This is a genomic window from Achromobacter sp. UMC46 (assembly GCF_014170335.1).
GTDB lineage: Bacteria > Pseudomonadota > Gammaproteobacteria > Burkholderiales > Burkholderiaceae_B > Achromobacter.
Map to the genome: position 1 here is coordinate 40153 of NZ_LZZS01000015.1, position 20336 is coordinate 60488.

Genomic DNA, 20336 nt, shown 5'->3' on the forward strand with positions numbered 1-20336 from the left:
TTATGTTGTTCCTGTGCGAACCGGGCTGAACTTGCTGAACCGGTTCTTTTTCATCATCGGGAAATATGCCAGAATCGTTCCCGGAATTCCCGCTTGAGCCCGCGACGCTGCCGCCACTTGGGCGTTGCCAACATCACCGATGTGTTGGAGCCAACCATGCGCGACCGTCAGAGTAGCACTGGATTTTCCTCCGCCCTGCGCGGCAAGCCCGCGCGGTGGTTCGCCGCGACGCTGCTGGCAGGCGGCCTGGCTGGCTGCAGTTTCACGTCGCCGGACGAGGCGACCGGGTCGCAATCCGTCGGCATCCAGGGCGTTACCGGGCAACAGGCGCGCAGCATCGCCCGCGAGGCCTACCTGTACGGCACGCCCATGGTCGCCAGCTACCAGACCATGTACGCGTTCAGCATCGATAAGAGCAATCCGCAGTACAAGGGGCCGCCCAACACGGTCAACAACATCGCCCGCGTCTTCACGCCCGAAGACACCGCGTTCGTCACGCCCAACGCCGACACGCCTTATTCGTTCGCCATCCTGGACCTGCGCGCTGAACCTGTCGTCATTTCCGTGCCGCCGATGGAGAAGCACCGTTACTTCGTCCTGCAATTGATGGACCTGTACACGTACAACTTCGCCTATATCGGCAGCCGCACCACGGGCAACGGCGGCGGCAACTTCTTGATCGCCGGCCCGCGCTGGAAGGGCAGCGTGCCCAATGGCATCACCAAGGTGATCAAGTCGGAAACCGAGCTGGTCAATATGGTGGGCCGCACCCAGTTGTTCAATGCCGCCGACCTGGAAAACGTCAAGCGCATTCAGGCGCGTTACAAGATTCAGCCCTTGTCAGCCTTTGCCAAGCGGCCCGCGCCGCCCGCGCCACCCGCTGTGGATTGGATCCCGCCCGTGCCGCCGGGCGAAATACGCACGTCCCTGGAGTTCTACAACCAGTTGGCCTTCCTGCTGCAATTCGCGCCTACGCATCCCACCGAAAAATGGCTGCGCGAACGTTTCGCCAGCATCGGGCTGAAGCCGGGCCAGCCTTTCCCGGTAGACACCGTGAATCCGGCATTGCGCCGCGCCCTGCAGGAAGGCATGCACTCGGCGCAGAACGACATCGACAAGAACCGCACCGCGCTGGCCGGCAAGACCGACACGCTGTTCGGCGACCGCAATACGCTGAAGAACGACTATCTGTCGCGCGCCACCGGCACGCAGGTCGGCATCGGCGCCAACAGCCGGGACGAAGCGCTGTATCCCGTGCTGGAAAAGGACAGCCGCGGCCAGGAGCTGGACGGCAAGTACGCCTACACGCTGCGCTTCGCACCGCGTAGCCTGCCGCCCGTCAACGCGTTCTGGTCCATGACCATGTACCGCCTGCCCGAGCAGTTGCTGACTCCGAACCCGATCAACCGTTACCTGATCAACTCGCCCATGCTGCCGTCCTTGAAGAAGGACGCGGACGGCGGGCTGACGCTCTACATTCAGGCGCAATCCCCGGGCAAGGCCAAGGAATCGAACTGGCTGCCCGCGCCGCAAGGCCCGTTCATGGTGACGATGCGGTACTACTGGCCAAAGCCGGCATTGCTGGAAGGCAAGTGGGAGTCGCCGGAGATCCAGCGGGTGGCGCAATAGGCACATCCGCGCGCAGGGCCTAGAATCGGGCTCCGGAGACCGGTCGGCGCAAAGCCGGCCGCGTCTCCCTTGGGGAGGGTTCAGGGGCATGAAGCGCAACTTCAACATCCACGATCTGCGTATCTTCTATACGGTCGTCATGACCGGGTCGACCCGCCAGGCGGCGCAGGTGATGAATCTGACGCAGCCGGCGATCAGCCACGGCGTCTCGCGGCTGGAAAGCGCTACGGGCGTGCAGCTGTTCGACCGTTCGCACAAGACCTTGCGGCCCACCGAGGCGGGGAAGTACCTATACACCGAGGCCAAGTTCGTGCTGGATGAGCTGGTGCGCATCGACGAAGCGCTGCACAGCATCGAACAGTTCGGCGGGCGCGGCCTGCGCATTGCGTCGTCGCCCGCGCTGGCGTTGAGCTATGCGCCGGAAGCCGTAAAGCGCTATCTGGATGAGCACGGCAAGCGGCCGTTCTCGGTCGACGTGGAGTCTTCGGTACAGCTGATCAGCGCGGTGGAAACCATGCGCGCGGATTTCGGCCTGGGCGCGGTCGGTGGCGACAGCCCGCGTCTGAACTTCACGCCGTTCCTGCGCACCGACGTCATGGCCATCGCCCATCGCGACCATCCGCTGGCCGGGCGCGGGGTGGTGGCGGTGGCGGATATTGCGCCCGACACGTTCGTCAAGCCGCTATGGTCCGACTACGTGGTGGCGCAGGGCGACACCGGCGATTCGGCGCAGTTGGAATTCGGCATGCAGGCGCACATGACGCTGGTGCCGGGGACCGTCCGCGCGGTCAAGGGCATCAGCCTGGTCAATGCGTTGTCGGCGTCCGACATCGCGTCTGTCTACCCCGACCTGGTGGCGCTGCCGCTGGCGTCGCGGCAATGGTTCGAATTCGTGCTGATCACCCGCAAGGACGCGCAGAACCAGGAGCTGACCGGACGGCTGCTGGGCGCGTTGCATGCGACGGCCCAGGCGCGCCGCACGGGCGTCTATGCGGACACGATCCAGCTGATCGGCTAGCGCGCATCAGCCGGCCGGCGGTTGCCAGGGCAAGGATTGCAGGTCGCCGTCGATGCTGATGGCCTGGCCGCTGACCATTGCGCCGTACGGGCTGGCCAGGAACAGCGCCATGTTGGCGATATCGGCGGCGCGCACGAACTGGCGCAGGCTGACGCCGGCCAGCTCCAGTTCGGTTTCCTCTTCGACCGTCAGCCCCATGTTGCGGGCGCGGGCGGCGATCACCCGGTCGATGCGCGGGCCTGCCACCAGGCCGGGCAGCAGCGCATTCACGCGGATGCCGTAGCCGCCCAGCTCTACCGCCAGCGATCGCGTCAGGCCGACCACGCCCCATTTCGACGCGGTATACGGCGTGCGCATCGGGATGCCCATGCGGCCGGCCACCGAACTGATGTTGATGATGGCGCCGCCGCCCGCCTGGCGCAGCGCGGGCACCGCGTGGCGCACGGTATGGAATTGCGAGGCCAGGTTGATGTCCAGCGTGGCGCTCAGGTCGTCGGGCTGGATGTCGGTGATGCTGGCGGTGGGGCCGGCGATGCCGGCGTTGTTCACCAGCACGTCCAAGCCGCCCAGATGCGCCAGCGCGGTCTCCATGTAGCGGTCGATGTCTTCGCGGCGGCTGACGTCGGCGTGGGCGCAGGCATGGCGGCTGGACGCCAGGGCGTTCTGGTCCACGTCGCACAGGTGAACGCGGGCGCCGCGGTCGGCGAAGGCGTCGGCCAGGGCCGCGCCGATGCCCGCCGCGCCGGCGGTGATGATGACGCGGCGGCCGCTCAGGTCCACGGGCAGGGCGGTAAGGTCGTGCTGGTTCATTGCGCTATTCCAGGAGTCGAACGGGTCAAGGCTTCATCAAGCGGCAGGTGGATTCCTGCGGCGACGTGTAGATCTGGTCGCCGGGAATCTGCGCGATCAGCTTGTAGTAGTCCCAAGGGCCTTTAGATTCGGACGGTTTCTTCACTTGCATCAGGTACATGTCATGCACCATCAGGCCGTCGGCGCGGATGTGCGCGTCCTTGGCGAAGAAGTCGTTCACGGGGTTGGCTTTCAGCCATTTCATGATCGTGTCGCCGTTGGTCGTGCCCGTGGCCTGCACGGCCTTCAGATAGGTGGTCGTCACGGAGTAGTCGCCCGCCTGCAGCATCGACGGCTTCTTCTTCATGCGCTCTTCGAAGCGGGCCGCCCATTTGCGCGACGCGTCGTCCTGGTCCCAGTACCACGCCGTGGTCAGGTACATGTCTTGCGCCGCGGCCAGGCCCAGCGCGTGGATATCGGTGATCAGCACCAGCAGGCCGGCGATCTTCATCCTGGGCGTCAGGCCGAATTCTGCCGCCGCCTTGACGGCATTGCTGGTGTCGTTGGCCGAATTCGCCAACCCCAGCACCGTTGCGCCAGACGCTTGCGCCTGCAGGATGTACGACGAGAAATCCGCCGAGTTCAACGGGTGCCGCACACGGCCCTTCACCTGGCCGCCATCGGCCTGGACGACGGCCGACGCGTCGCGCTCCAACGCGTGCCCGAACGCATGGTCGACGGTCAGGAAGTACCAGTCCTTGTTGCCTTCCTTCAACATGGCCCGCGCCGTGCCGCGTGACAGCGACACGGTGTCGTACACGTAGTGCACCGTGTAGGGCGTGCATTGCGCGTTGGTCAGCTCGGACGCGCCGGCGCTGACCACGAAGAACGGGGTCTTCTTTTCTTCGGCCACCTTCGCCATTGCGAGCGCAGCGGCGGAATTGGCGCCGGCGATCAGCATGTCGACGCCTTTCTGGTCCAGCCATTCCCGGGCGCGGGACGACGCGATGTCGGCGCGGTTCTGGTGGTCGGCCACCAGCACTTCGATCTTCTTGCCCGCCACCGCGCCGCCCATGTCGGCCACCGCCATCTTGATGGCCTCGGCGCCGCCGGGGCCGTCGGCATCCGCCGACAGGCCCGACATGTCGGTGATGAAGCCGATGCGGATCACACCGTCATCGGCGCTGGCGGCGCCGCCCAGGCTCAGCAATACGGCGGCCACGGCCGCATTCAAGGTCTTCTTCATGATGTTGTCTCCCCGCGAGGGTGTTGATATTGTTCCGGGGCCGCGTCAGAACGCGACGTTGTCCCGGCCTTTCAGTTGAAGGATCTGGCGTGCATCGTCAGGCGTGGCGATGGTCAGCGACAGGTCTTCAAGAATGCGGCGGATGCGCCGCACCTGGTCCGCGTTCGAATGCGCCAGTTCGCCCGGGCCGTCCCATAGCGAATCCTCCAGGCCCACGCGCACATAGCCCCCCATCGTCGCGGCCTGGGTGGCCAGCGTCGTCTGCTTGCGCCCGGCGGCCAGCACCGACCATCGGTAGTCGTCGCCGAACAGCCGGTCGGCGGTGCGGCGCATCATCATCACGTCTTCAGGGTGCGTGCCGATGCCGCCGCGGATGCCGAAGACGGACTGGATCAGGAAGGGCGGCTTCAGCAGGCCCTTGTCCACGAAGTGCGCCGCCGTGTACAGATGGCCGATGTCGTAGCACTCGATTTCGAAGCGCGTGCCGTTGTCGCTGCAGGACGTCAGGATGTGTTCGATGTCCTTGAACGTGTTCTTGAAGATCAGGTCGTTGCTGCCTTCCAGATACGGGCGTTCCCAGTCGTGTTTGAAGTCCTTGAAGCGCTCCAGCAATTCATACATGCCGAAGTTCATCGACCCCATGTTCAGCGAGGCCACTTCGGGCTTGAACGTCGTGGCGGGCAGCATGCGTTCGCTGACCGGCAGCACGGGCGACCCGCCGGTGGTGATGTTGATGACGACATCACTGGCCGCCTTGATGCGCGGCAGGAACTGCGCGTACAGCGCCGGGTCCTGGGTGGGCCTGCCGGTCTGAGGGTCGCGCGCGTGCAGATGCACGATCGCCGCGCCGGCCTCGGCGGCCTCCAGCGCGGACTGCGCGATCTGGTCGGGCGTCACCGGCAGGTACGGCGACATCGACGGCGTATGCACCGAGCCGGTAATGGCGCAGGTGATGATCACATTGCTCTTGGATTTCTTCATGGGCCTTGGACGTATCGTGATTCTTATGGGCCCCGGCTGTCTCCTCCGGGTGCGGCCCATTCTGTCGCACGGCCCTGGCCTTGTCACCTGAACAGAAATTATCAACTGATAGGCTTTCCGGTGCTGCGCCGCAACGTGGATGCGGAGCATTGCGGACGCCCGATAAAAAAGCCGCCGCCCCGGGGCGGGCGGCGGCCGTTCGTGAAAACGCCGTCAAGTCTGGTCTTTGGTCGGCGACTTGGGGCCGTTCGTCTTGACGGATTCGATGCCCTTGTCGCGCGCTTGCGTGGCCGAGTACATCTCGCTGCGCCCGACCGATTCGCCGTTCGCCGCCACCAGCGTGAAGTAGTGCGAGCCGTCTTTCGCGGTCTTGCGCATGTACCGCGCGTCGTCGGCGGAATACTTCTGCACGGCGGCGATGCCGCCTTCGGCCGAGGCCTTGGTCGTGTATTGCTCGCTGGTCAGGATCACTTCGTGATTCCCCGCGTGCAGATTGAACATGAACTGCGTCCCGCTACGCTTCAGTACAAAGTAACCGCTCATCGTCGTCTCCGTTCTTGTTGAAAGGGGTAACGCTTGGGGCAACTTGCAACACGCCGGGTGGCGTCCGTCGAGAATACTTGATGCGGGCGGCTTTGGAATAGCGGGCTGAAATACAATCGGCGGCTATGTCCGACAGCCCGAATCTTCGCCCGTCTTCTCTCCCGGCCCCCCAACATGGATACGTCCTGGCGGTGGACTTGGGCGGCACCCGCTTTCGCGCGGCGCTCGTGGATGAAAGCGGCGGCATCGCCCATTCCTGCGTCATGGACAGCCCCGCCGGAGCCGGCCGCCATCCCGGTTGGGATGAAATCGACGCCGACGCCTGGTGGCGGGGCCTGCAATCGCTGTCCGACGCCTTGGCCGAGCAGGCAGGCGCCGCGTTCGACGCCGTGCAGGCTATCGCCATCTGCGGCGTCACCCGCACCCAGGTCTTCGTCGACGCGCAAGGCGCCGCCATCCGCCCGGCCATCACCTGGCGCGACACGCGCGCCGCTGCGGACGTGGCCGGATGGTTGGCGGCAATGCCGTCCAGCCACCCTGAAAGCAAGCAGATCAATGCCTTCCACCCCTGGGCGCGGGTAGCGTGGCTGCTGCGCGCCGAGCCGCAACATGCCGCGCGGGTGCAGGTTGTGCTGGAACCCAAGGACTACCTGAACTTCCGCCTGACTGGCAGGGCGGCCAGCGACACCGTATCCATGGCGCGCCTGGCGGCGGCTGCCGAGGGACACGGGCAGGGGCCTGGCCTCCTGACGGCCTTGGGCGCAGATCCCGCCTGGGTGCCGCCCTTGCTGTCGCCGCTGGATACGGTCGGCCCCGCGCAAGCCGGCTTGCCGGGCGCCTTGTCCCGTCTGGCGGGCCGCAGCGTCATCGCCTGCTCCAACGACACCTGGGCGGCCGTCGCGGGCCTGGGCGCGCTGCGCGAGGGCTATGCCTACAACATTTCGGGCACGACCGAAGTCTTTGGTGCGGTGGGCGCGGAACCCGTGCAGGCCCAGGGCCTGATGACCGTGGACTGGGGCAACGGCAACCACCAGATCGGCGGCCCGGGCCAGAACGGCGCGGATACGGTGGCCTGGCTGCTGCCCTTGCTGGGCCGCCTGGGCGCCGAGGGGATGGCGGGCGTCGGCGCCGCCATGGACGCGTTGCTGAACGCGCCCCGCGACCCGCAGCCGGCCTTGTTCCTGCCGTACCTGCAAGGCGAGCGCGTGCCGTACTGGGATCCGAACCTGCGCGGGGCCTTCGTCGGCCTGAACCGCCGCCATGGCCCGGGCGACCTGGCCTGGGCCGTGCTGGAAGGCGTGGCGTTCCTGAACCGTACGGTGCTGGAACGCGCCGAAGCCGCCTTGGGCGCCCCGGTGGGCGAAATCCGCTTTGGCGGCGGCGCGGCGTCCAGCCCGCAGTGGTGCCAGGTCAAGGCCGACATCTGCGAACGCGACATCGTCGTGGGCCAGGCCGAACAGCCGGGCGTCGTGGGCGCGGCCGTCGCCGCCTGGACCGCGCTGGGCCGCTACGGCAGTTTTGCGACGGCGCAGGATGCGCTGGTCCGCAGCGCGCGACGCTACACGCCGCAAGCCGACCGCCGCACCGCCTACCGCCAGATGTACGCCCAGTTCCGCGCGGCGGAAGCGGCGCTGACGCCCGTGTCGCATGCCCTGGCCGGGATGCGGCTGCCGTAAAAACCCTAGGTGCGGCGATGCGGTGCGACCGCCTGCGCTGCGCCGCCCGGGGGTAAACTGCTACGCCATCAGGGCGCGAACGCCCGGCAGGCGGTGGATAACCCTTGCACTACAACGAATACCAACGCAGCAAGGGTTGAGTCGATGCGCGGCATCCTGGAAAAGTACGGCACGGCAATCGCAGGATTGGTCCTGGTGGGCTTCTTCGCAATCGCCGCGCCGAATTTCGCGGCACCGAACAACTTGCTGAACATCGCCAAGGAAACCAGTTTCCTGGCCATCATCGCCATCGGCTTCACGCTGGCGCTGGTGACCGCCGAACTGGACCTGTCGGTGGCCGACGTCGCCAGCCTGGCGGCCGTCGTCACGGGCGCGCTGGTGCATACCGGCCAGCCGGTGGTGGTCGCCATCGCTGCGGGCCTGGGCATTGGCCTGCTTTGCGGCCTGGTCAACGGCATCGCCGTGACCCGGTTGCGCGTCCCTTCCCTGATCGCCACATTGGGCATGGCCGCCATGGCGCGCGGCTTCGCCTTCATGTTGACCGACGGCGTGTCCTACGTGGGGCGCTGGCCCGCCACGTTCACCGACCTGGCCCGCGCCAAGCCCTTCGGCATTCCCGCTTTGGTGCTGTGGATGCTGGGCGCGGTGCTGGTGGCTTACTTTCTGATCAAATGGACCCGCACCGGCGCCCGCATGACGGCCACCGGCGAAGCGGGAGAGTCCGCGCGGCTGGCAGGCATCAACATCCGCGCCATGAAGAGCATCGGCCTGGCCTTGTCGGGCTTGTGCGCGGGCCTGGCCGCCGTGCTGCTGACGTCCAGCCTGTCGTCCGCCGCGCCCAACATGGCGGGCGACTACTTCCTGTACGCGATTGCCGCCGTGTTGCTGGGCATGACCATGTTCAACCCCGGCCACGCCAACATCCCCGGCACGCTCGTCGCCGCGCTGATCCTGAAAGTGCTGGGCAACGGCCTCGTCCTGATGGGCGCGCCGTACTACGTGCAGGACATCGTGCTGGGCTTCATCATGATCGCGTCCGTCGCGGTGTCATCGGCCGTGCTGAAGAAAGCGGCCTTCAAATTCTGATCCGAAGGGGAAATCACCATGACCAAAACCTTGAAGCGCACGCTGCTGGCCAGCGCGTTCGCCTTGCAATCGCTGGTCGCCAGCGCCGCCTACGCCTTTGACGTCGGCATCGTCGCCTTCCAGATGTCGTCCGAAACGCATGCCCGCGTGGCCAACGCTGCGGCCGAAGCCGCCCGCGCCAAAGGCTGGACCGTCACCCAACTGAACGCCGAAGGCTCGCTGCCCAAGCTGGCCGAACAGCTGGACACGCTGGTCAACAAGAAGGTCGACGCCATCGTCGTCGCCATGGGCAAGCCCGTGGAAACCGACGCCCAGCTGCAAGCCGCCAAAGAGAAGGGTATTCCCGTCGTGGGCGTGATGTCCGGCGCCAGCCCGCACATGCTGTTCGACATCGAAGTCAACGAATACGCCACCGGCGCGCAGGCCGTGCTGTATTTGCTGGGCAAGATGGGCTACCAGGGCAACATCCTGTCCGCCCGCTTCGACGGCAACTCCGGCACCCGCATCCGCGGCAAGATGCTGGACGCCGTCCTGACCGAGAACACCGCCGTCAAGGACTTGGCCAAATTCAGCATGGCCCGCACCCAAAGCTGGCGCGACGACGTGCGCAACGGCATGCAGGCGCTGTTCCTGCGCCACCAGGGCCAGTTCAAGGGCGTCTGGGCGTCGTTCGACGGCCAGGCCTACGTCATCGACGACCTGCTGCAATCCCAGGGCATGAAGAAAGGCGACATCACCCTGGTGTCCGTCGACGGCGGCCCGGAAACCTACCGCCGCATCGCCGACCCCAGCAGCCTGATCACCGCCACGATGATGATCCCGTTCGAACAGCTGGGCGCAAGCGCCATCGACTCCATCGACCGCATCGTCGTCAAGAAGGAACCCAAAGACAAGGTCGCCGCCGGCCCGTACCTGTTCATGGACTCCGTGCTGGTCGACGCCACCAACGTCCAGAAATTCCTGCAACCCGCCGCCAAGTAATCACCGTGACCCCCATGACCGCCGCGTTGTCGCTACGCCAGATCCGCAAGTCCTACGGGGCGGTCGAGGCCTTGAAGGGCGTCGACCTGGACGTTCCCGAAGGCCGCGTCATGGCCATCTGCGGCGACAACGGCGCCGGCAAGTCCACGTTGATCCGCATCATCTCCGGCGCGCAGGAAGCCACGGGCGGTGAACTCAGCCTGAACGGCCGGAAAGTCGTGTTCGGATCCCCGCACGACGCGCTGGTACAAGGCATTGCGACGATCTACCAGGACCTGGCGCTGGCGCCGCGCCTGTCCATCTGGGAAAACGTCTTCATGGGCGCCGAACTCGTGCGCCGCGTGGGGCCGTTCCGCATCCTGGACAAGCGCCGCATGGCACTGGACGCGCGCGGCTATCTGCAACGCCTGTCCGTGCCGATCGACGACATGGACCGCCCGGTCGAACGCATGTCCGGCGGCCAACGCCAAGCCGTCGCCATCGCCCGCGCACTGCGCTGGGACGCGCGCGTCGTCATCATGGACGAGCCGACGGCGGCGCTGGGCGTCAAGGAAACGGCGCTGGTGCTGAACCTGGTGCGCAAGCTGCGCGAAGAAGGGCGTACCGTGATCCTGATCAGCCACAACATGGCCGACGTCGTCGCGCTGGCGGACCGCGTGGCGATCCTGAAGAGCGGCGTGAAAGTCATCGAACGCGACGTGGCCGGGCTGAACGCCGATGCCCTGGCGCATATGGTGATGACAGGCAAGGAATGAGCGGGGCGGGGCGCGTCCGGCCCTGATTGCCGCAAGAAAAAGGCCGCCGCCGGGTTTCCCCTGGCGGCGGCCTTTTTTCGTGCAGCAGCGGGACTTAGTCCTGGCGGCTGGTCACTTCAACCAGGTGATAACCGAACTGGGTCTTCACCGGGCCCTGGACCACGCCAACCGGGGCGCTGAACACGACGGTATCGAATTCCTTGACCATCTGGCCCGGGCCGAAGGTACCCAGGTTGCCACCGTCACGGCTCGACGGGCAGCTGGAGTTTTCCTTGGCGACTTGCGCGAAGTCAGCGCCGTTTTCAATGGCGGTCTTGAGTTCGTTGCACTTGGCTTCGGTGGAAACGAGGATGTGACGGGCGGCGGCTTGTGCCATGAGGGCTCCTTGGGGGGAATGATTGGGGAGGGGAGAGTAACGCATTCGGGCAGGGTTGCGAACACTCCTTAGCGTAACCGAATCGAGATCTTGACACCTGCTACTCATTTATAAAAGATGTACAACGCTCAAGCGGTTCAACTCGCAAATGTTGGACGCGCGTTTTTTATACCAATTAGAAATCTGAAGTGATAGAGAGTTAGGTTTGGCTCCTTGTCACTATACGAATGGTTGTAGGCACTGTTTTTTTGCTTATGTGTTGTGCTTTGTGCCGTTACGGGATACAATCTGGCGCCCATCATTTAATGATCGGCGCCAATTGCTTAAACTTAAATATTGGCGATCTTCGGTCCTGTTATAAGGAATTGCCTCATGACGGATTTTTCCCCTTCGCACCCAGGCGAGACACTTCGAAAGATGGTATTTGAGTCGTTAAGTCTGTCGGTGAGTGAGGTTGCGGAGCGGCTATGTATGTCACGTCCTGCATTATCTCGTGTGCTCAATTGTCGAGCAGGAATTAGCCCGGATTTAGCGATTAGACTGGAAAAGGCTGGGGTGAGAACTGCACGATTTTGGATGAGTCTGCAGCTGGATTATGATCTTTGGCGGGCGATGAAAAATGATCAGCCTACGGTAAAGGTTATTGGTTCTGGCAAAGTTCCATCTGGTATGGCTAAGGCATGAATGTTAGATATTCACGTGGCAATTAGGTTTTTAATCTAATGTCTCGTGTGGGGCGCTGAAAAATACTATGCCCCCAAATAAAATTTGGTATGAGAGAAACTAGATGAAGAACTCGACGGCGCCCGTTGATAAGCAAGATAACGAATATCTATCTGAGCTAAATGATCTGGCAGTACCTGCAAAAAAAAATGGCCTAGGATATGCGTCTGTTTTTTGTGGTGGAGGGGGATTGGATTTGGGATTTGCTGCGGCTGGATACAAACCATTGTTTTCCTCCGATGTCGTTCCAGTTTTTTGCGAAACTATTGAAAAGAATCTCGGGAAGCATCTTGTTGAGCCTCACGATATTACCGAATTGTCTGGGACGTCGATTGCTAACCGCGTGGACGCAGCAATCGATGTGGTAATTGGTGGTCCGCCCTGCCAATCGTTTAGTATTTTGGGTAGCCGTAAGTCGATCGATGACCCGCGCGGAAAACTTGTTTACGAATATGCGAGATTTATTAAAGAAATTCAACCGCAGGCTTTTCTTTTCGAGAACGTCCCTGGAATTTTGACCATAAATAAGGGGGCAGATTGGAAAGAACTGTTGGCGTATTTTGAAAGTGAGACTGGATATCATATTAAGTTCACGAAGCTTAACGCTGTGTGGTTTGGAGTGCCTCAGTATCGCCAGCGAGTGGTTGCTGTGGGTTTCCGTGATGAGGCCTGCTACGCGCGATTTCATTGGCCAACGCAGGAATATTCGGAATCATGGCTGGAGCCTGAGCTCGGTTTGTTCGCTCCGCGGCAAGCGAACCTGGCGTTTGAAGGCATAGCAGCTCTGCCAAACCACGTCTTGCGTGAACATGGGGAACGAGTGGCTACCCGATATAGTCAAGTGCCACAGGGTGGGAGGGATCGAAAAGATCATACGGATCGGATCCACCCTGAGCGTCCATCTGGGACGGTGCTGGTAGGATCGGGCGCCGGTGGAGGACGTCCGTTCATTCATCCTTATGAACATCGGCATATAACGGTGCGAGAAGCAGCAAGGTTACAGTCATTCCCGGATTGGTGGGTGTTTGCTGGAGGACCGACAGCCGCTTATCGACAAGTGGGTAACGCAGTACCTCCCTTAATGGCAAAAGCTGTTGCAACTCAGATTAGCAAGGCGCTAAAAGGAAAGTAATGCTGCGTGATTTGCCATACCCCGGATATACGTGGTCTTTCACACAGCATGCGATTGGGCTTAAGCCTGAAGTGCTGTATGGGTTCATGAAATGTGCTGCTCCGTTCGGAGGGCATAAGAAGAACTATGATGAAAAAATAACAGCGCTTATGGTAGCGGCAGGTGTGCTAACTGCTAATAATCGTAACGGCGAGGAGGATGCTTGGCGCGATTATCAGCAACTGCTTGCAGAGCTGGGGCTTATATACTCTACAAAAATATGTAAGACTCTGACTATTACAGACCTAGGGCAAAGATACTTGGCGGGAGAATTGGGATTTTCCGAGCTGATTGGCATTCAATCATTGCGCTACCAGTATCCAAACGGTCAAAAATCAACAATTCAAAATAGGCTTAGTCGAGAACTTGCGGATAATTCAATTTCCTTTCCCGCCACTTTGACAGAGCTTCAAGTGATCAAGGGGGTGTTAATAAAACCAGGAACCTTGATTTTGAGAGTGGCAATCGAACTTCTCAAGTCCGGGAATAATCCGAGCTTGACAGCCTCTGAGTGTCAGGCCTTTTTACTTCCCTGCAGGCAAAACGCAGAATGGATGATGGCAGTTTCTGAGATAATAAGTTACAGAAAAGGAACAAGTCTAGATCTTCGTAGAGTCAATTTTCACTCCCGTAGAAATATTCAGGATTGGTTTAAATTTCTATCAAAATCAGATTTTTTTGATCTTGATGATTCAGGTCTGCTGGTATTGACAAGTTTTTCGATGGAAAATATCGATCTTGTAGAGTCGTACTGTATAGATCAAGAAGACATTAATTCATTCTGGATTCCCAATGCGTTTGATATTCCGTCACGAATGGATTGGTTCGATTGGTTTGGTCATGTGCCCTATGCATCCCAAAGGCTACTTCGTGTAGATGCCATCGATGATGTGACGTACGTGGAAGAAAATTTTGTGGCGGGGTTAGATGAAGATGCAGAAGAAGATAACCACGATTTCTCGAAAGACCCTCGGTTAAACCTGCGAGCCGTGGATTTAAATTTTCTTGGAAGGGATAATTTTTTTCACGACTCGAAGAATTTCGATGAGCTGGTTGAGAGTGTGCGCATGGGGGCGCAAAAGAAACACGCGAAGACACTACTGCACGATCGAATTATCAAAAAATTGGCAGAAAAATTTATTAATCAGGGTGCTACTGTATCCGCGGATTTCAATTCTATTGATTTGTTGGCAAAATGGAAAGGTAGTGAGGCCGCGATTTTTGAGGTGAAAACCGTGACCCGAAGAAGTGCTCAGACACGATTGAGGACTGCTATCGGACAAATTCAGGAGTATTCATATAGGCACAGTCAGAGTGGTGGGCAAAGGCATGATCTTGTTATAGTTCTAAATATCGATGTGCCTAATAATTCTTGGCAGAAAAAATTCCTCACTGAGCAATTAGGAATCGGTTTGATGTGCCAAGTGGAGTCTGGGGAGTACGCATATGCTCCGCACGGTGCACAGACTAGCCGTTATTGGACCAGTTAACCCCTATTCTGACTTGTCTGACGGTCTGGGGTTTTATTCGGTAGGGGATTAGGCGCGCGGATATGGCCTGTGCGTCAGTTGCCCGCCAACCAATTCCGGAACGGCTCCAAATCCATCCCGCTCGGCACATACCAGACCTTCCTGGTCTTATCCCACTGTGCCCCCAGCGCCTTCACCACGTCCTTATTCTCATAAGCGACCCGAAGATCCCGATGGCCGACCGCCTGCGTCGGGGCAGACAGGTTCCGGCGCAATGCCGTATCCGCGCGCTTCTGAATCGCCGCCAGCTGCATCCGCTCCACAAACACGCTACGCCGCGCGGCATCCTCCGACGACACCAGTGTCAGCCGCGTTTTTGTCCGTGTCGCCGCCACATAGAACAGATTCTCTTCTTCGCCCAACTCCCGCAGCGGATTCGGAAACTCTCCCGCGTCCAGGAACGGCAGGACGACGTGATCGAATTCCTTGCCCTTCACGTTCACGATGCAGTCCATCAAGACCGCGTTCTTCCCTGGCCGTCCACCGGCGAACGCTTCCGCCGCGCCGATCCATTCGGAGAATTGGTTCAGCGTCTTCCCGGAATCCCGGGCCGTGGTGATGAACCCGCTGACCGACTTGGTGACGACCGACGCTTCGTAGGGATGGATGTACAGGCGCTTGGCCAATTTATCCATGTCCATGATGTCGCAGACTTTCTCCAGCGCGGTATGGGCAAGCGAGTCGACAGCCAGGCCGCGCAGGTACGACACGGCGTCCGCGATGCGTGTGCGGGCCGACAGGCTGCCGACGCGCTGGATCTGGCCGTCGAAGAAATGCTTCAGCGCCGACGGTTCCTTGGCCAGGGTGGCCTTGGCTTCGCGGAGTTCGCCGGGTTCCAGGGGAACCTCTGCAAACGTGGCAAGCGCCTCCACGATGGCCTCGCGCGTTTTGGGGGACGCGACGTGGTGGAAGTCGTCGAGCGCGATGGCGATCATGCCGCGCAGGAACAGGATCTCTTCGCGCAGCAGGTAGCTGTTCATCGTCAGCGTGCGGTACTGCACGCCGGCGTTCATCAGCGCGTTTTCTATTTCTATGGACTGGTGCGCGTCGCGGAACAAGATGCAGCACTGGTCCAGCGCCTTGCCGTCTTGCTTCCATTGCAGAACAGCGTTGACGACTTCGACGCCGCACGCGCCGGGCGTGCCGGCGTACGTCCGTTCGTGGATATCCGTGCGGACAGGCAGATTCGAATCGACGGGCTTTTGCTTGAAGGCTTCCATGGCATACGCCAGATGGGGGCCATGGCGGTACGTCATCGTCAACGGGAAGCGGGCGCAGTCCACAAAGCTGGTGGCGATGCGATGCTGCAGGAACGATTCATCGGCGCCCAGGTGCGAATAGATGACCTGGTCTTTGTCGCCCACGCCGACGAAGTAGGTGGTGTCGATGCTGACCAGGGCTTCTACGATGCAGAACGACGCTTCGTTCATGTCGTGCAATTCGTCGCACACCACGAGCTTGTAGCGGGGCAGGTCCAGGCGGGAATCCGGGTTGGACCGCAGCAGGCAGGCCAAATCGTAGGTCGCGTCGAAAAAACCGCGGGCGTCGACATAGCCGAACACGTCGACGCGCTGCTTCTCGTACTCCACGGCCCACAGGTAGTCCGTCAACGGAAGCCCCAAGGTTTCTGCCGCGTAGACGGGATCATCGCCGCCGTCCGGCGCAAGCGTCATCGTGGCTTTCAGCTTCAGCAGGTTGTCCAGGAACTGGCTGACGGCCGTGTTGTGGGTGCGGATATCCAGCAGGTCGGCGTACTGCGGGTGGTTGTTCGCCACGTTCTCCAGCACGGACAGCGCATAGTCCTGCTGTTCGCGTGTAGAGGGCAACGGTTCCGGCTTGCCGTCCTCGATGCCGGACAGGACGCGCCGCGCGAAGTCTTCCACCGTCTGGACGTTGACGCGCTTGGCCGTGTTGTAGGCGATGCCGACTTCCGCCAGGCGCGCTTGCAGGACCTGCCGGGCTTCGTCGGTGAAGGTCAGGGCAAGGATGTCTTCAGGCGGCAACCCCCTGGCCAGCGCTTCGCCGATGCGCAACGCCAGGGTCGTCGTTTTGGCGGCCCCCGCGTTGGCGATCACAAGGCTGGTCCGGTTCCGCGAGGCCTGGATCTTTTTCTGTTCCTCGGTGGGAACGAAGCCGGCAGGCAGGAACTGGGTGGAAGGGGAGGTTGTCGTCATCGGGGCAGTGAAGGCGCGGGCAGGAATGCCGCTGAGGTCAGACGCCAGTGTAACGACTCCGAAAACGCGCCCGCCCAATGCAGATGGCCGGCGGGTGCGCTGGGCACCCGCCGGCCATCTATGCCATCTAAACCGCCCTAGCCGTGCCTAGCGCACCGGCCAGCCGTACATCAGGCCGCCGTCGCGGTACGACGCGTTCAAGCCGCGCGACAGCTTCAGCGGGCTGCTGGGGCCCAGGTTCTTTTCAAAGCTCTCGCCGTAGTTGCCGATGTGCTTGATGATGTTGAACGCCCACTTGTCGTCCACGCCCAGGTTCTTGCCCATGCCCGGGGTCACGCCCAGCAGGCGTTGCACGTTGGGGTTGGTGCTTTTCAGCATCTCGTCCACGTTCTTCGACGTGATGCCGTATTCCTCGGCTTCGAGCATGGCGAACATCGTCCAGCGGACCACGTTGAACCATTGCTCGTCACCCTGGCGAACCATCGGGCCCAGCGGTTCCTTCGAGAAGTTCTCGGGCAGGATGTCGTACTTTTCCGGGTTCTCAAGATTGGTGCGGGCCGCGGCCAGTTGCGACTTGTCGCCGGTGAACGCGTCGCAGCGCCCCACGGCGAAGGCGCGGATGATCTCGTCCAGGCGTTCCACGACCACCGGCTTGAAGACGATGTTCTGCGAGCGGAACCAGTCGGACAGGTTCAGTTCGGTGGTGGTGCCGGGCTGCACGCACACGGTCGCGCCATCCAGCTCCTTGGCGCTCTTCACGTTCAGGGACTTGTTCACCATGATGCCCTGGCTGTCGTAGTAGTTCACGCCGACGCCGATCAGGCCCAGGGTCGTGTCGCGCGTCAGGGACAGGGTCGTGTTGCGCGGCAGGACGTCCACTTCACCCGACTGCAACGCGGTGAAGCGCTGCACGGCGCTGACCGCCATGATCTTCGCTTTGGAGGCGTCGCCGAACATGGTGATGGCAAGCGCGCGGCACAGGTCGACGTCCAGGCCAATCCATCCGCCCTTGCTGTCGTTCACGGAGAAGCCCGCCACACCCGTGGAGACGCCGCACTGGACGAAGCCCTTGTTCTTCACGCTGTCGAAAGTCACGCCGGCGTTGGCAGCGGCCCAGGACGAGAGGAATAAGGCGGTGCCTGCCGCAACATGTTTGAGTGCTTTCATGGTGTCTCCGCGCAGAATGCGCATGGTATTCGTCCGCCGGTAGGCGGATGTGCGCGGAATGGTAGCTATCGGGCCGAGGCGGGAATATCAGGGAATTCCCGTTAAATCCACTAAGCGGAATTTGCGTCGCAATAAGGGCAATCGGAATCGGCACGCTTGCCGGCCTCTGGTTTCCTGTCTTCCATACCGGTTTTTCCCTCATGAAAGCACTCGTGCGACAACCATTGGCTCAGCCGGTCATAGCTTTCCATATTGCTGCGCCAATTGGGCGCGCACAGGTAGTAGCCAAGCGGACTTTCGAACGTGCGGTCGAAGACATCGACCAGTTGCCGGGTCGCCAGCTCTTTTTCGATCAGGCAGTGCGGCATCAACGCGACGCCGAACCCTGACGAAGCAGCCTGGATAATCATCGAAAAAAGATTGAACCCCGGCCCGAACCGCGCGCGGTCATAATCGCCGATATACGTGGAAAACCAGTATTCCCACGACAGCGGAATCTCAATGTGCTGCAGCAGCGTGCATCGCTTGATGTCTTCCAGGCTGCTTATCGGATGCTGTTCCAGATATTCCGGTGAGCAGACCAGCCGGGTTTCCCGGCCAGTCAAATACATGGCATTCCCGTCGTGCCAATCGCCGTATCCATATTGGATCGACGCATCGAAATCCAGTTCGGTGCTTTTGTAATCGGCCACGCTGTAACGGACGAAGTTGATGGAGATGTCCGGGTTGACGTCTCGGAACGTCTTCAAGCGCGGGAACAGCCATTGCGCCGCGAAGGTGGGGGCGGCCGATACGTTCAGCGACTTGGCGGACTGCTGCGTGGCCATGACCTGCGACGTGGCGCTTTCCAGCGTGTGCAACGCCGGCCGGATCAGGCTCAGGTAGGTGGCGCCCATGCGGGTCAGTTGCAGGCCGTTGGTGGCGCGGATGAACAGCGCGTGCCCCAGGTAGCTTTCCAGCGTCGCGATGTGCCGGCTGATGGCGCTTTGCGTGACGAACAGCTCTTTGCCCGCCTTTGAAAACGACAAATGACGGGCCGCCGCAGTAAACGCATTCAACTCGGAAAGGGTGGGGCAGCGACGTCTCATAGGGGGGTATGAGTAATGCTCATAAGGCTGTTCGAATTTGTGTCGGATACCTAAGGGGAGACCCGGTATCGGACGTTTGGATTGTACCGGTAGAGTTGGCCATGCTGAATTTCCTGCATGTCGAACGGATAGCGTGATTTATTTATGAAGCCGGTTGTTGTCAAGAATTGCAAGATTTTGAATACCCGATCGTTGGCGCTTGAGGCCGCGGCGAATGTGCTGATCGAGGACGGGATCGTCTCCCGCATCAGCGCCGACGATCTGGCGTTGCCCGATGCGCAGGTGATCGATGCCAAGGGCATGACTTTGATGCCCGGCATGATCGATTGCCACGTGCATGTGGTGGCCTCGTCGTTCAATCTGGGCCGCGTGGCGGCCTTGCCGAACGCGCTGGCGCTGCTGCGCGCCCTGCCGATCATGCAGGGCATGCTGGACCGGGGCTTCACGTCGGTGCGGGATGCCGGCGGGGCGGATTGGGCGCTGGCGCAGGCGGTGCTGGACGGGGTGATCGACGGGCCGCGCCTGTTCTGCTCGGGCAAGGCGTTGTCGCAGACCGGCGGGCACGGCGATTTCCGTCAACGCAATGACGAGCTGGATCCTTGCCCGTGCTCGGTCAAGGTCGGCAATATCGGCCGGGTGGTGGATGGCGTGGACAACTGCCGCCTGGCGGTGCGCGAAGAAATCCTGAAGGGCGCAACGCAGATCAAGGTCATGGCGTCGGGCGGCGTGGCTTCGCCCAATGATCCGATCCAGAACCTGGGCTTCTCCGAGGCGGAACTGATCGCCATCGTGGAAGAGGCCAACAATGCCAATACTTACGTGATGGCGCATGCCTACACGCCGCGGGCGATCTCGCGCGCCGTGCGCTGCGGCGTGCGCACCATCGAGCACGGCAACCTGGTCGACCGCGAGGCGGCGCTTGTCATGAAGGAGCACGGCGCCTACATGGTGCCCACGCTGATCACCTATGAAGGCCTGGCCAATGACGGCGAGCGCTATGGCTTGCCGTCGGACTCCGTCAAGAAAATCGCCACGGTGCGCACGCACGGACTGAAGGCGCTTGAGATCCTGGACGAGGTTGGCGTGAAGATGGGCTACGGCAGCGACCTGCTGGGCGAAACCCACTACATGCAGGCCGACGAACTGGTGCTGCGGGCCCGCGTGCTGGGCAATGCCAAGGTCATCCAGCAAGCGACGCTGACCGGCGCCGAGATCCTGAACCAGGAAGGCTTGCTGGGCGAGGTCTGCGAAGGCGCTTATGCCGACCTGCTGCTGATTGACGGCAATCCGCTGGACGACATCGCGCTATTGACCCGACCCGATTCGATCAAGCTGATCATGAATCGCGGCCTGCTGCACAAGAACGCCTGCTGACGTTCGTTTCTTCCCCTTTCTCCGGAACTC

18 protein-coding genes are annotated in these 20336 nt (G+C 61.5%); 10 read left to right on the forward strand and 8 right to left on the reverse strand.

The features are described from left to right. Nucleotides 1-156 precede the first annotated feature (156 nt). Complete coding sequence (locus A9973_RS14430) at nucleotides 157-1629, forward strand: DUF1254 domain-containing protein (protein ID WP_183014434.1); 1473 nt, start codon at nucleotides 157-159, stop codon at nucleotides 1627-1629. An 88-nt stretch (nucleotides 1630-1717) separates the two neighbouring features. After that, nucleotides 1718-2647: a LysR family transcriptional regulator gene (locus A9973_RS14435; RefSeq protein WP_183014435.1), complete on the forward strand. Its 930-nt coding sequence runs from the start codon at nucleotides 1718-1720 to the stop codon at nucleotides 2645-2647. A 6-nt stretch (nucleotides 2648-2653) separates the two neighbouring features. Here the strand turns inward: A9973_RS14435 and A9973_RS14440 are convergent, their stop codons facing one another. The 4 genes from A9973_RS14440 to A9973_RS14455 all read right to left on the reverse strand — a co-directional run bounded on the left by A9973_RS14440 (nucleotide 2654) and on the right by A9973_RS14455 (nucleotide 6206). Next, entirely contained in the window at nucleotides 2654-3457 is an 804-nt protein-coding gene (locus tag A9973_RS14440) for an SDR family oxidoreductase (protein ID WP_183014436.1), read from the reverse strand. 25 nt (nucleotides 3458-3482) lie between these two features. Beyond that, nucleotides 3483-4682 carry an ABC transporter substrate-binding protein gene (locus A9973_RS14445; RefSeq protein ID WP_183014437.1) on the reverse strand — a complete coding sequence of 400 codons (1200 nt, stop codon included), beginning with the start codon at nucleotides 4680-4682 and terminating at the stop codon, nucleotides 3483-3485. Between the two features lie 45 nt (nucleotides 4683-4727). Continuing rightward, a complete protein-coding gene (locus A9973_RS14450; protein ID WP_183014438.1) occupies nucleotides 4728-5663 on the reverse strand; it encodes a 3-keto-5-aminohexanoate cleavage protein in 936 nt (311 codons plus the stop codon). A 213-nt stretch (nucleotides 5664-5876) separates the two neighbouring features. Beyond that, nucleotides 5877-6206 carry a YegP family protein gene (locus A9973_RS14455; RefSeq protein WP_183014439.1) on the reverse strand — a complete coding sequence of 110 codons (330 nt, stop codon included), beginning with the start codon at nucleotides 6204-6206 and terminating at the stop codon, nucleotides 5877-5879. 125 nt (nucleotides 6207-6331) lie between these two features. Here A9973_RS14455 and A9973_RS14460 point away from each other — a divergent pair, with 125 nt between their 5' ends. From A9973_RS14460 to A9973_RS14475, 4 genes are all read left to right on the forward strand, one after another. After that, complete coding sequence (locus A9973_RS14460; protein ID WP_183014440.1) at nucleotides 6332-7882, forward strand: FGGY-family carbohydrate kinase; 1551 nt, start codon at nucleotides 6332-6334, stop codon at nucleotides 7880-7882. A 144-nt stretch (nucleotides 7883-8026) separates the two neighbouring features. Beyond that, nucleotides 8027-8968, forward strand: a complete 942-nt coding sequence (locus tag A9973_RS14465; protein WP_183014441.1) for an ABC transporter permease — start codon at nucleotides 8027-8029, stop codon at nucleotides 8966-8968. 18 nt (nucleotides 8969-8986) lie between these two features. Further along, nucleotides 8987-9949, forward strand: coding sequence for a substrate-binding domain-containing protein (locus A9973_RS14470; RefSeq protein ID WP_183014442.1), 963 nt, complete (start codon nucleotides 8987-8989; stop codon nucleotides 9947-9949). A gap of 14 nt (nucleotides 9950-9963) precedes the next feature. Then, complete coding sequence (locus A9973_RS14475; RefSeq protein WP_183014466.1) at nucleotides 9964-10704, forward strand: ATP-binding cassette domain-containing protein; 741 nt, start codon at nucleotides 9964-9966, stop codon at nucleotides 10702-10704. Nucleotides 10705-10798: 94 nt separating this feature from the next. On the opposite strand, the gene A9973_RS14480 is transcribed toward A9973_RS14475, so the two are convergent. Next, nucleotides 10799-11080, reverse strand: coding sequence for a peptidylprolyl isomerase (locus A9973_RS14480; RefSeq protein ID WP_183014443.1), 282 nt, complete (start codon nucleotides 11078-11080; stop codon nucleotides 10799-10801). Nucleotides 11081-11452: 372 nt separating this feature from the next. On the opposite strand from A9973_RS14480, the gene A9973_RS14485 reads away from it, so the two are divergent. From A9973_RS14485 to A9973_RS14495, 3 genes are all read left to right on the forward strand, one after another. Further along, nucleotides 11453-11764: a HigA family addiction module antitoxin gene (locus A9973_RS14485; protein ID WP_183014444.1), complete on the forward strand. Its 312-nt coding sequence runs from the start codon at nucleotides 11453-11455 to the stop codon at nucleotides 11762-11764. 103 nt (nucleotides 11765-11867) lie between these two features. Continuing rightward, the gene (locus A9973_RS14490; protein WP_183014445.1) at nucleotides 11868-12935 is read left to right on the forward strand and encodes a DNA cytosine methyltransferase; all 1068 of its coding nucleotides are present in this window, start codon (nucleotides 11868-11870) and stop codon (nucleotides 12933-12935) included. Then, nucleotides 12935-14464 carry a hypothetical protein gene (locus A9973_RS14495; protein WP_183014446.1) on the forward strand — a complete coding sequence of 510 codons (1530 nt, stop codon included), beginning with the start codon at nucleotides 12935-12937 and terminating at the stop codon, nucleotides 14462-14464. The genes A9973_RS14490 and A9973_RS14495 overlap by 1 nt, the downstream gene beginning before the upstream one ends. Before the next feature lie 74 nt (nucleotides 14465-14538). Here the strand turns inward: A9973_RS14495 and A9973_RS14500 are convergent, their stop codons facing one another. From A9973_RS14500 to A9973_RS14510, 3 genes are all read right to left on the reverse strand, one after another. Beyond that, the gene (locus A9973_RS14500) at nucleotides 14539-16677 is read right to left on the reverse strand and encodes an ATP-dependent helicase (RefSeq protein WP_183014447.1); all 2139 of its coding nucleotides are present in this window, start codon (nucleotides 16675-16677) and stop codon (nucleotides 14539-14541) included. Between the two features lie 147 nt (nucleotides 16678-16824). Next, nucleotides 16825-17844 carry an amino acid ABC transporter substrate-binding protein gene (locus A9973_RS14505; protein WP_183014448.1) on the reverse strand — a complete coding sequence of 340 codons (1020 nt, stop codon included), beginning with the start codon at nucleotides 17842-17844 and terminating at the stop codon, nucleotides 16825-16827. Nucleotides 17845-17954: 110 nt separating this feature from the next. Then, nucleotides 17955-18902 carry a LysR substrate-binding domain-containing protein gene (locus tag A9973_RS14510; protein ID WP_183014449.1) on the reverse strand — a complete coding sequence of 316 codons (948 nt, stop codon included), beginning with the start codon at nucleotides 18900-18902 and terminating at the stop codon, nucleotides 17955-17957. A 174-nt stretch (nucleotides 18903-19076) separates the two neighbouring features. On the opposite strand from A9973_RS14510, the gene A9973_RS14515 reads away from it, so the two are divergent. After that, nucleotides 19077-20306: an amidohydrolase family protein gene (locus A9973_RS14515; RefSeq protein ID WP_183014450.1), complete on the forward strand. Its 1230-nt coding sequence runs from the start codon at nucleotides 19077-19079 to the stop codon at nucleotides 20304-20306. The last annotated feature ends 30 nt before the right edge of the window (nucleotides 20307-20336 follow it).